Raw genomic sequence first — 12,183 nt, 5'->3', positions numbered from 1 at the left:
GTTCGGGAGGAACTTCAACCCTGGGCTGCGGACGGGGCGCTTCCGTAACGGCTGGCGCCTGACGTACAGGACGCTGCGGTTCGGGAAGAACCTCGACCCTGGGCTGCGGACGGGGCGCTTCCGTAATCGTCGGCTCCCTGTAGGCTGGCTGCCGGGATACGGCACCCCCGCCAGCCCTGCGCTCCAGATGGGAAAGCGGTTCTGCCGGCGGTGCCTTCTGGAGCTCGGCCTGAGCCTCCTGCCGCGATTCCTCAGAAGAATGAACATGCCCGAATGTTCTGGCATGTGCGTACAGGGACGCCTTGCCCGCACTGACAACCTTCACGCTGCCATCAGGAGCAATGAGCGTATCCGTTCCATCACCATTGGGAATGGTAACCACACCCCGCCCTGCGGGCTCCATGTAAGGCCGCGCATTATCCTTGACATGGGATGGAATGGGTTTGCCTATGGGCATCACGCCCTTACCGGACCCATAACGCTGCCCGACATCTTCCCCGACACTCATGCCCTGGCCATCATTGAGCTGCTGCCGGAGATCCGCATCAAGCTGTGGTCGCGCCTTCTGCCATTTCTCAACAAAATTCCTGTCAGACCGGCTGACATCCTGAAGGCTGGGCACAGGCTCCGGCTGACCCGGCCAGACATCCCCCTCCTCGGGAAGAACAGGCATTGTGCTCAGCTTCACTCCCCGGACACGCTGCGCCGTCTCGCTCCGGGCATCTGGCATGTTCGGATTGCCAAAAGGATTGATCGTACTACCCAGATGCCTGTCCAGACCCGTGCAGCTGACCGAAAAACTGGTACACCCCACCGCAAAGAAGGACATGACAGCGCCTACCCTCTTTAGCTTTCCTTCCCTGCTTTTCATTCCCTACCCTTTACAACCATCGCAACCTGTCCCCAGGAAGGCTCAGCCCACCTTCTGCCACCATCATCTCGAGCTGCCAGATACCTCACACCAAGTCTATCTCCGCATCTGCGCCACGGTCGCCTTGAGGTAGTCTGTCCCCGTCAGAAGCGTCGGAATGACAGACAGCCAGAGCAGCGCAGCGCCAATTACGCCAAAGCACCATGTCACGTCATGAAAGGAGGTAGAAGCCCCCTCCCCCAGAATCAGGAAACCGATGGCCACCATCTGTGTGCCTGTCTTCCATTTGGCCAGACGGGTGGACGGAATCGTCTCATTGCGGGAGGCCATATACTCCCGCAGCCCGCTGATCATGATTTCCCGAAGCATGATGAGAATGGCTGCATACAACGAGCAGAACCGCAGCCCTCCCATCCCTGCGAGTGCCAGGAGAAGCCCCCCGACAAGGAGCTTGTCTGCAATCGGATCCATCATCCTGCCAAGGTCTGATGTCAGGCCTTGCCGACGGGCCAGAGCCCCATCGAGATAGTCGGTCACACAGGCGCCAACATACAGCAGAAACGCCATATCAGCCCACAGGCCACCACCTGCCAGACACCCGATCAGCACCGGGATGACAAGGATACGGAACAGAGTGAGAAGGTTGGGAAGATTGATCACCTGATATCCCTAATATGGAAGGCCACCCCCAACACGGTGCTCAGTCAGGGTTTTTTGAGGACGTCACTCTGTTCTCTTACCCATTCTGGATGGAAATATCCATAAATGACCTGTGCCATTTCGCGATTAATTCCCGGTACATGCTCCAGCTCTTCCAGAGCCGCCTGCCCGACATGGCGTGCAGAGCCGAAACGGGTCAGCAGAGCCTTCTTGCGAGCTGGGCCAACACCGGGAATCTCGTCGAGGCCGGAACGGGTCAACGCTCTGGAACGTCCTGCCCTGTGTGTCGTGATGACAAAACGGTGGACCTCATCCCGCAACCGCTGAAGATAGTAGAGGACAGCATCATTGACGGGCAGCTGGAACGGTTCCTTCCCCTCCACAAAGAACCATTCCCGCCCTGCATTGCGGTCCACCCCCTTGGCAATACCCACTACAGGAATGGAGGACAGGCCCCTCTCCGCCAGAATCTCCCGGACGACTCGTACCTGCCCTTTGCCGCCGTCAATCAGCAGCAGGTCCGGCCAGTTTTCACTCCCTGAATCATCCGGTGTCAGCTGGGCAAAGCGACGGGTCATGACCTCCTTCATCATGCCAAAATCATCACCCGGAGCGACAGGACCACGGATGGCAAATTTCCTGTAAGCCCGCTTCACGAAACCTTCCGGGCCGCCCACAATCATGGCGCCATAGGGAGCCTGTCCCATCAGATGGGAATTGTCATAAACTTCAATACGTTTCGGTGGCTCGGGCAGGTCGAAAAGCTCGGCCACCTTTTCCAGCAGAACGGCCTGCCCGGCCGTTTCTGCAAGCCGACGCTCCAGAGCTTCACGAGCATTGAGAATGGCGTGGTCCAACACCGCCTTCTTTTCACCCCGCTGCGGCTGGAGAATCTGCACCTTCTGCCCCCGTTGCAGGCTCAGCGCTTCAGTCAACAGAGGCTGTTCAGCAGGCTCAGAACTTGTCAGCACCTGTAAAGGAGGCTGCTTGTCCTCGTAGAACTGGAGGAGAAACGCCGCAAGAACATCAGCCGCAGGCTCATCTGCCTCATGCCGGGGATAGAAAGCCCTGTTGCCATTGTTGCGACCGCCACGGATGAAAAAGACCTGGATGCAGCTCTGCCCCGCCTGCTGCCAGAGTGCAACGACATCCGCCTCCTGGATGCTGGCCGGATTGATGGCTCCTGAGGCCCGTAGATTGGCAAACCCCCGGATACGGTCACGGATGAGAGCAGCCCGTTCGAAAGCCAGCTCCTCGGAAGCCTGTTCCATTTCCAGGGTCAGGCGCTGTTGCAGCTCCCGGCCGCCTCCACTCAGGAATTCCTTCGTCTGTTCCACCAGCCCCTGATACTCCAGCGGGCTGATGCGCTCCACGCAGGGAGCAGAGCAACGCTTGATCTGGTGCAGCAGGCAGGGGCGGGTCCGGGATTCGAAAACGCTGTCCGTACAGGTCCGCAGCATGAAGGCCCGCTGAATGACCTGAATTGTCTGGTCCACTGCTCTGGATGACGCAAAAGGCCCCCAATAGGTTGCCCCTTTGACGGGCTTCCCCCGTTGGCGCATCAGGCGGGGATAGGCGTGATCCCCGCTCAGCAGAAGCCACGGATAACTCTTGTCATCCCGCAGAAGGATGTTGAAGCGGGGCTTCATCCGCTTGATGTAGTTGGCCTCCAGCAGCAGGGCCTCGGCCTCGGTGCGTGTCACGACGATTTCCATGCTGGCCGTCAGGGAGACCATGAGCTTCAACCGGTCCGGTAGACGGGCGACATGCGTGTAAGACGTGACCCGCTTCTTCAGGTTCAGCGCCTTGCCGACATACAGCACCTCCCCCTTCGCACCGATCATGCGATACACGCCGGGACTTTCAGGAATCGTCTTCAGGGCTTTCCGAATCGCAGGGGCGCCGTGGGGTCTTTCAGGCATATGTCCTAGTTTTCCGCCAGTTTTTCATGATCATGCTGCGCCTTTCATACTCATCCACCATTCCTGTGGACAAAGCTGTGAATACTCCAAGGGTAAAAGCACACAGCATAGGGTTTCTCTTCTTTTTTCATAGATTGCCCATTTTTTAGGCAAAGAATATAACCATCTGAAAAATAAGGAATTATAAAAGATTTTATCCCTGCATCCTCCCCTTTCCTGCCCCCTGATGGCGGTGTGGGCTGTCAATCCCGTTTCTGAAAAAATTACTGTGCAAAAAATACCACGAATTTTCTCAAAAAGTAAAAATCAGGTTTGACATTTCGAAATTTTATCTTCTGCCCTCTGCAACAGGCGCAGCATGTTTTCTCCACATATGGCCCGAATCTCCCCGGCATCCAGACCAGCAACAGCCAGCGCTTCGGACACATGGTGAGTCTCACTGGCATCCTGCCAGCCCTCTATCCCGCCTCCGCCATCAAAGTCGGACGAAATTCCCACATGTTCGACACCAATCCTGCGGGCCACATACAGCACATGCTCCACAAAATCTTTCAGCGTTCCACCACCACCCCGGCGCAGGAATGGCCCCATGGCTGTAATCTGGATCAGGCCACCACTGGCCTTCAGTGCATCAAGCTGTCCGTCATCCAGATTGCGGGGATGATCACACAAAGCCCGCACACAGGAATGGCTGGCAAAAACAGGAACTGAGGATGCATCCACCGCCTGCATCATGGTCTTGCGGGATGCATGGGAAACATCCACCAGCACACCATGCCGGTTCATCTCACCAATAACCTCCCGCCCCAAAGCGGACAGACCGCCATGCACTTCTGCCGGCCCCTGCCGGACAACCGCCGAATCCGCCAGAAGGTTATGGCCATTATGGGTCAGGGTCATGTAACGCACGCCATGCCGCCGGGCGAGATAGCCGATCCGGGCCGGGTCATCCGCCAAGGGGTAGCCATTTTCCATGACAGGCACCAAAGCCACCTGCCCGGCCTCCGTAGCCCGCCGGATATCCGGAACTCTCCGGCACAGCACAGCCTGCCCGGAAAGATGAAGCGGAACCATCTCTTCCATCGCCTCCAGCATGGCCCGTGCTCTTTGCCACGCTGCCTCATGCCCTGCGTCATCCAGACCAGCCTGCGGTGTATAGGCAGCCAGACAGGCCACCCCCATCCCACCGGCCTGCGCCTTGGGAACGGTAAACCGGCGTTCCACATCCCGCATGGCAACATCCGCCTGGTCCCGCTTATGCCAGCAGGGCAGACCTTCCGCCGTTTTTTCGTTCCATGGAATATCAATATGGCTGTCGATCATCAGGATGGGCATATGCGGAAGACTTTCCTTATTCATTCCCCCCAGATTGGGGTAAACCCTGTTCATCGCAAGATCATCCGTTGAAATTTCCCGCTCCAGAGGAGATCAGAAAACATGCGTCTCATTACATGGAACATCAATTCACTCCGCCTCCGGCTACCCCTGCTCCAGCGTCTGATTGAGGAACAGGCCCCTGATGTCATCTGCCTTCAGGAAACCAAAGTGCCGGACCCTCTCTACCCCCGTGATGCACTGGCAGAGCTGGGTTTTCCCCATCAGCTCTATCGTGGAATGAAGAGCTATAATGGGGTCACCATTCTCTCCCGCACACCGCTGGAGCCCATTACCGGCACGCCGGACTGGTGTGGCCGGGAGGATTGCCGCCATGTGGCTGCCAGCATCCAGACAGAAACCGGGCCGGTGACGCTCCACAATTTCTACGTGCCCGCCGGTGGCGATATTCCCGACCCGCAGGAAAATGAAAAATTCGCCCATAAACTCGCCTTCCTTGAGGAGGCTACAGCATGGTTCCGGGCCAATCCGCCACAGCGGAGCATTCTGGTCGGTGATCTCAACATCGCTCCGCTGGAGCATGATGTCTGGAGCCACCGTCAGCTTCTGAAAATCGTCAGCCATACGCCACCGGAAACGACACGCCTGACCGAATGGCTTCATGCCGGATTTGAAGACGCCATGCGGAAGGCCATTCCAGAACCGGAAAAGCTCTTCACATGGTGGTCATACCGCAATCGTGACTGGAAAAAATCCAACCGGGGGCGCCGTCTGGACCATATCTGGACAACACCGGACCTTCTCCCCGGCCTGAAGACAATCAATGTCCTCAGCCCCATGCGGGACTGGACCTCCCCTTCCGACCACGTTCCCGTCATGATGGATCTGGCCGTCTGACCAGACTGGACCAGATGGCAGAAAGGCTGGCAGGACTTCCTCCTGCCAGCCTTTCTTCTATCCGCCCTCAGGGCACCATCCGTCAGAGATCAGGATTCAGGCAGTACCCACCACCTTCCGTCAGCAGAATCCCGGCCCGGCCATGATCAGGCTCGATCTTCTGCCGCAGACGGTAGATGTGCGTTTCCAGCGTGTGGGTCGTCACCGAGGCGTGATAGCCCCAGACCTCATGCAGCAGCACGTCCCGCTCCACTGGCTGCCCACCGGCACGGTAGAGATATTTCAGGATTGCCGTTTCCTTTTCCGTCAGATGGATGCGCTGCCCCTTTTTCTGGTCCACCAGCTGCTTCCTGGCCGGATGGAAAACATAGGGACCGATATCAAAAACAACATCCTCACTGTTCTCGAAAAGACGCAGCTGCGCCCGCAGACGGGCCTTCAGCTCGCCCATGCGGAACGGTTTGGCCACGTAGTCATTCGCTCCAGCATCCAGACCACGAATCACGTCATCTTCATCATGCGACCCCGTCATCATGATGATGGGGATATGAATGCCCCTCTCCCGCAACCCGGCACAGAAATCCCGCCCGTCACCATCTGGCAGGTTCACATCCAGCAGAAGAATGTCTGTCCTGCCTCCAGAAGAGTGATCCATCACCTCCCGTGCAGCCGCAATGGTGGCAGCCTGTTCAACGCGGTACGCTTCCTCCTCTCCCAGCTGTTCAGCCAGCAGAAGGCGCAAGGCATCATCATCGTCAACAATCAGTATTGAGTGATGAGCATTCATATCCCAAAAATCCCGTCCGTAATGCACTCAAAACCCCGCCTCTCCGCCCATGCCGGATGGGCAGACAGGGAGGACCTGTCTTTCTGATAGGGCACTACACTAGCCCGAATGACGGCCAAGCACTACGCCCCTGCACGCAGTTCTGCTTCCTCTTTTACATCTGCCCCCTCATCACGGCTTTCCGGCGCCCTCATGGAAATGACAAGATCCCCCATGCTCGGCATGGTCCAGGCCCGATCTTCTGCCGAGCGAACGAAGATGCCCGTACCCCGGCGAACAATGAGCAGATCCAACCGGTTTTCTTCTTTCCCGAAAAGATCCACCGTGGCATCCGTCACGCTCTGACAGACAAAACGCCAGCCACGACTGAACAGGGTATCAAAGAACGTATAGTTCCAGCCCGGTTCTCCCAGCACCTTTCCCCGGGCATCACGTGAGAGACCACGATACAGGTCCAGCCGGGCCACACCGGGACTGACCTGATAGACCCTCTCCCGCCCCATATGCGGAGCCATATGCCCGCAGACCATCCCGTTATAGATGGCATCCCCGGTCGTGGCGATCAGGTAGTCCGCCGGGCGCTCCTCCAGAGCCTCCTGCCCCGCTGCGGAGAGAAGTTCCGCCTTGAGGACCGGCACCCCACGCCGGGCTGCGGGCATGAGTTCCTGCGCTGTCGTATCCACCAGCAGAACAGGTACCTTCTCCTCATTCAGGCAGGCCGCCAGATCGGTCGACCAGGCATTACCACCAAGAATGACCAGAGCGGGCTCATTGGAGAGAGTCAGATGCAGCCTTCGTGCCAGCGGGCCGAGTGAAAAACCGTGGCAGATCATCGTCACGGCAATCACGCAGAACACGGCCGGCATGACAAGATCGGCAGAGGCGTACCCCGCCTCCGAAAGCTTGATCCCCGCCGCACCAGCCACAGCCGCCGCAACAATCCCTCGTGGAGCGATCCATCCGACAAAAATCCGTTCCTGCCAGCTGATGCTTGTCCCCAGCGTGGCCAGGAAAATGCACAGGGGGCGAACGACAAACAGCACAACCAGCGTGAGAAGCAGGATGGGAATAGACAGTCTGGCCAGCACGGCACGGTGCAGGTCGGCCGTCAGCAGGATGAACAGAACGGATACCATAAGGACCACCAGAGATTCCTTGGTCCGTTTCAGTTCATTCAGGCCCGGGATATGCAGGTTGGTCAGCATCATGCCGAAGACGGTCACGGCAATCAGGCCGGCCCCTTCCATCACCAGCGTGCAGGCCTCGAAAATGATCAGCGCCAGCGTGACCATGATGGGTACCTTCAACAGCTCCGGCATCAGGTCCCGGGTAAAAAGGTAACGCAGCAGATAGGCAGGCAAAATGCCCGCCGCCACGGAAACAGCCCCAGCCAGAAGCATGTCCGGCAGGGTATGGACGAAGAAAATCTGCTTGTGCAGGTCCACATGCAACAGCATGATCTGCATGACGACGGCAGCCAGAATGGCCCCCAGCGGGTCGTTGACGATGGCCTCCCACCGCAGGAAGGCCGCCACACGGGGCTGGAGTTTGGCACTCCGCAACAGGGGCAGGATGACCGTCGGCCCCGTCACCACGATGATGGCCCCGAAGAGAAAGGATGTTCCCCATTCCAGATGGGCAACATAATGGGCTGCCAGAGCTCCCAGTATCCAGTTGATTGGCAGGGCCACCATCGTCAGGCGGGCAACGCCCTGCCCGGCCTCCCGGAGCTGGCGGATATCCAGCACCATTCCACCCTCAAAGACGATCAGGGCCACCAGCATGGAGACCAGTGGACGGAACGCATGACCCAATGTTTCTGATGGATGCAGCCACCCCAGAACAGGGCCAAAAAGCAGCCCCATGGCAAAGAGCAGAACAATGGCTGGGAGCCGCAGGCGCCAGGAAACCCATTGTGCCAGCATCCCTGCCCCGAATGTCAGCACCACACCGAAGAGAACATCATAGGCCATAGGGGATCTGTTTCCTCCAGTCAGACAGGACCGCCCGGCCCCGTAGCAGGAACAGGCTGGCCATTGTCCAAATATTAGCCATTTTCATGACAGATGCACAAATCCGCCGCAGGGACAGACAGGAGACCGGATAGCCCGTCCCTGCATGCGTCTCAGCCCTGGGACATTTTTTCCATGGCCGCCACGAAGAAACCATCCGTCCCGAAACCATGAGGCGTCAGGGAGAAAAGTGCCTCCTGCCGCAGTTCTTCCGGCAGAAGGATGGAACGTTTCTCCGCAGGCAGCAGGGTGTAGGCCTCCTGCCTCTTCAGGAAGGCTTCAATCTGCTTTCCGTTCTCCGCCCCCAGAAGGGAACAGGTGGCATAGACCAGCTTCCCGCCCGGCCGGACGAGACGGGCTGCAATGTCCAGAATGGCTGCCTGCTTGGCGCAGAGTTCCTTGATGTCCTCCTCTGTCAAACGCAGGCGGGCATCAGGATTGCGCCGCCATGTCCCGGTACCGGAACAGGGAGCATCCACCAGTACCGTGTCAAACTGGCCTTCCCGCCGTTTCGCCCATTTGTCGCCTTCACTCAGCAGATGCCGTGTCACGTTATGGACATCCGCCCGGCGCAGACGCTTCGTGGCACCATCCAACCGGACCCGGGAGACATCACAGGCCACGATCTGCCCTTTATTCTCCATCGTCATGGCCAGAGCCAGCGTCTTTCCGGCAGCACCGGCGCAGTAATCCAGCAGCCTCTGCCCCGGTCTGGCATCCACGGCTGCTGCGATCAGCTGGCTGCCTTCATCCTGTATCTCTACCAGCCCTTCCCGGAAAAGAGCCGCCACTGTAACGGGCTGACGCCCTTCAAGCCGGATGCCCCACGGAGAGAGAGCCGTCGGCTCCCCCTGAAAACCTTCCCGCCGGAGACGGCGCAGGGCCTCCTCCCGTGTTCCCTTCAGAAGATTGACCCGCAGGTCCAGGGAGGGTGCCCCCATGAGGGCCCGCATTTCCTCCTCCAGCCTGTCACCAAAATCTTCCACCAGATAAGGGTGCAGCCAGTCGGGATATTCCAGCCGGACCGGCAGTGGCTGCTTTTCGCTGCTGATGTCCTGCCCTTCCAGAGCCTCCAGCATGACCATTTCACGCTCGCTCAGCGGAGCTGGAGCGTAACGCTCCCCGCTGAAAAGGGACTGGATGGATGAAAGGGGCTGCCCGACAAAATGCAGCATGGCCGCACAGAGCAGCCTCGGGGAAACATCCTCATGCCGGTAGCGCAGGTCCGCCCGCAGATGCCAGTGCAGCCGACGCCATGCCCGCAGCACGTCCCACGCAAGGGTGGAAATGGCCCGGCGGTCACCACCACCGATATAGCGGCGTTCACGGAAGAAATTGTTGGCAACGGCATCAGCCGGACGGTGCGGTGCGTTCTGGATCGCACAAAGCAGATCAATCGCACCAGAAAGACGAGCAGCGGGGGTCATGGCCCCCGCCTACTCCGTTTCCTTTCATCAGGAAAGGAAAAAATGACCTTTCAAAGCCAATTAAAGCCGATAGTTGGGAGCTTCCCGGGTGATGGTCACATCATGCACGTGGCTTTCCCGCAGACCCGCATTGGTGATCTTGCGGAAGCGGGCACGGGCCTGAAGATCGGCAATCGTGGCGGAGCCGGTATAGCCCATGCCAGCCCGCAGGCCACCGATCAGCTGGTGTACGACAGCCGCCATCGGCCCCTTGTACGGCACCTGCCCTTCAATCCCTTCCGGCACCAGCTTCAGCGTGTCCCTCACCTCACCCTGGAAGTAACGGTCTGCCGAACCACGGGCCATGGCCCCCATGGACCCCATGCCACGATAAGCCTTGTAGGTCCGCCCCTGATACAGGAAGCTCTCGCCGGGGCTTTCCTCACATCCGGCCAGCATGGAGCCGACCATCACGACATCAGCACCGGCCCCGATGGCCTTGACGATGTCACCGGACGTGCGGATGCCACCATCGGCGATGGCAGGAATGTCCAGCTCATGACAGGCGGCTGCCGTTTCCAGCACGGCGGAGAACTGCGGCACACCCACACCGGCCACGACACGGGTCGTGCAGATGGACCCCGGACCGATGCCGACCTTCACACAGTCTGCACCGGATTCGATCAGCGCCCTGGCAGCTTCTGGCGTGGCCACGTTGCCGGCGATCAGCTGCACGTCGGCATATCTGTCACGCAGGCGGGCCACGGTCTCCAGCACGCCACGGGAATGACCGTGGGCCGTGTCGACCACCAGCACATCCACGCCTGCCTCGACAAGAGCCGCCCCACGGCGGAGACCATCCTCCCCAACGCCGATGGCCGCAGCGCAGAGCAGACGCCCCTCCGCATCCTTCACGGCCAGCGGATGGGTCATGGCCTTGTCCATGTCCTTGACGGTGATCAGACCGATGCAGCGTTCCGCATCGTCCACGACCAGCAGTTTCTCGATCCGATGATCATGCAGCAGCTGGCGGGCCTGATCCGGGGATGCCCCGTGCCGGACCGTGACCAGCCCCTCATGCGTCATCAGGTCCCGCACACGGGTATTTTTATCTTCGGTAAAACGCATGTCACGGTTGGTCAGAATACCAACCAGCCTGCCATCCTTCTCCACGACCGGGAGGCCGGAAATGCCATGGTGGGCCATGATCTCATGAACATCGCTCAGCGTCTGGTCCGGCCCCACCGTAACGGGATTGACCACCATGCCAGCCTCAAAACGCTTCACACGACGGACCTGCTCGGCCTGTCCTTCCAGCGTCAGATTCTTGTGGATGACACCCATGCCGCCCTGCTGCGCCATGGAGATGGCCATTTCCTCTTCCGTCACCGTATCCATGGCGGAAGAGAGCAGCGGAATGTTCAGCTCCAGCTTGCGGGTAAGACGTGTCTTCGTGCTGACCTGACCGGGAAGAACCGATGATTCAACCGGCTCGATCAGCACGTCATCAAAGGCCAGGGCATCACGCACACGGCTGTAAAGTTTGTCATTCTGGAAATTGGTCATGATGCCTACGCCCTCGCTCGTGCGTCCTGTTCAATACAACTAGGTCAGCCTACCACCACTGAAAGGGTAATTAAGCTGTTGGCAGGGTCTCATAACGCACTCTGTAACCATAGGCAAAGGAAAACAGACTGCAGCCTGCTCTCCTCACAGGGAGGAAGAAAAACGGGGGACTGGTTTCCCCTCGCCTGCTGCGGCCAGTTCCTTGCGCCGTGTATCGAATACGGCCGCCAGATGCCGCAGGAAGGGGCCGCCCTTTTCTGTCAGGCTCACCCGGTTGCCCTCCCAGCGGATCAGCCCGTCCTCCTCGAAAGGACGCAGGGCTTCCAGCTCTTCTGCAAAAGCCTGTTCCAGACCCTGTCCTGACGGGATGTAGGGTGTCAGGTCCACGCCCGAAAGGCACATGACGGTCTCGATCACCTTCCCCCGCCAGCGGTCCTCCTCCGTACGGAACACCCCCCGGGCAACGGGAAGGCCATCATGCTCCTTCAATGCCCGGATATAAGCCGCCGTAGACGGAATGTTCTGGTAGAATCCGTCAGGTGTCATGGAAATGGCCGATGCTCCCATCCCCAGCAGGACGGGTGATGAATCGATCGTATAGCCCTGAAAATTGCGATGCAGTGTACCGGCCTCATAGGCATGGGCCATGGCATCTTCAGGATGGGCATAATGGTCCAGCCCGATGGACTTGTAGCCTTCCTCAACCAGAACACGGTCGATCCTGTCC

General features: G+C 59.0%; 9 protein-coding genes and 1 pseudogene. 1 reads left to right on the top strand and 9 read right to left on the bottom strand.

The genetic code is table 11. The annotated features are described in order from the left end of the window. The 4 genes from ASO19_RS04380 to ASO19_RS04365 all read right to left on the bottom strand — a co-directional run. Window positions 1-829, bottom strand: an 829-nt coding sequence (locus tag ASO19_RS04380) for a hypothetical protein (protein ID WP_103765483.1), incomplete at its 3' end; no start/stop codon positions are given. A gap of 138 nt (window positions 830-967) precedes the next feature. Continuing rightward, a complete protein-coding gene (pgsA, locus tag ASO19_RS04375) occupies window positions 968-1,531 on the bottom strand; it encodes a CDP-diacylglycerol--glycerol-3-phosphate 3-phosphatidyltransferase (RefSeq protein ID WP_081563091.1) in 564 nt (187 codons plus the stop codon). A 44-nt stretch (window positions 1,532-1,575) separates the two neighbouring features. Then, the gene (gene uvrC, locus ASO19_RS04370; RefSeq protein WP_103765482.1) at window positions 1,576-3,453 is read right to left on the bottom strand and encodes an excinuclease ABC subunit UvrC; all 1,878 of its coding nucleotides are present in this window, start codon (window positions 3,451-3,453) and stop codon (window positions 1,576-1,578) included. Between the two features lie 306 nt (window positions 3,454-3,759). Further along, window positions 3,760-4,788 (bottom strand): dipeptidase, encoded by a 1,029-nt coding sequence (locus ASO19_RS04365; RefSeq protein ID WP_249085470.1) that lies wholly within the window; start codon window positions 4,786-4,788, stop codon window positions 3,760-3,762. 102 nt (window positions 4,789-4,890) lie between these two features. Between ASO19_RS04365 and ASO19_RS04360 the strand changes: the two genes are divergently transcribed. Further along, window positions 4,891-5,685: an exodeoxyribonuclease III gene (locus ASO19_RS04360; protein WP_081563089.1), complete on the top strand. Its 795-nt coding sequence runs from the start codon at window positions 4,891-4,893 to the stop codon at window positions 5,683-5,685. Between the two features lie 82 nt (window positions 5,686-5,767). On the opposite strand, the gene ASO19_RS04355 is transcribed toward ASO19_RS04360, so the two are convergent. The 5 genes and pseudogenes from ASO19_RS04355 to ASO19_RS04335 all read right to left on the bottom strand — a co-directional run. Continuing rightward, a complete protein-coding gene (locus ASO19_RS04355) occupies window positions 5,768-6,472 on the bottom strand; it encodes a response regulator transcription factor (protein WP_043560399.1) in 705 nt (234 codons plus the stop codon). A 122-nt stretch (window positions 6,473-6,594) separates the two neighbouring features. Further along, window positions 6,595-8,445 carry a cation:proton antiporter gene (locus tag ASO19_RS04350; protein WP_043560400.1) on the bottom strand — a complete coding sequence of 617 codons (1,851 nt, stop codon included), beginning with the start codon at window positions 8,443-8,445 and terminating at the stop codon, window positions 6,595-6,597. A gap of 152 nt (window positions 8,446-8,597) precedes the next feature. Then, window positions 8,598-9,911 (bottom strand): RsmB/NOP family class I SAM-dependent RNA methyltransferase, encoded by a 1,314-nt coding sequence (locus tag ASO19_RS04345; protein ID WP_081563088.1) that lies wholly within the window; start codon window positions 9,909-9,911, stop codon window positions 8,598-8,600. A gap of 60 nt (window positions 9,912-9,971) precedes the next feature. Continuing rightward, the gene (gene guaB / locus ASO19_RS04340) at window positions 9,972-11,456 is read right to left on the bottom strand and encodes an IMP dehydrogenase (RefSeq protein ID WP_081563087.1); all 1,485 of its coding nucleotides are present in this window, start codon (window positions 11,454-11,456) and stop codon (window positions 9,972-9,974) included. A gap of 144 nt (window positions 11,457-11,600) precedes the next feature. After that, a pseudogene (locus ASO19_RS04335) lies at window positions 11,601-12,183 on the bottom strand (oxygen-independent coproporphyrinogen III oxidase); the annotation flags it as partial.

Origin of the sequence: Parasaccharibacter apium, from assembly GCF_002917995.1 — a bacterium.
Lineage (GTDB): Bacteria > Pseudomonadota > Alphaproteobacteria > Acetobacterales > Acetobacteraceae > Bombella > Bombella apis.
The sequence above is the reverse complement of the archived record's forward strand: the minus strand, read 5'-3'. Positions and strand labels throughout refer to the sequence as shown.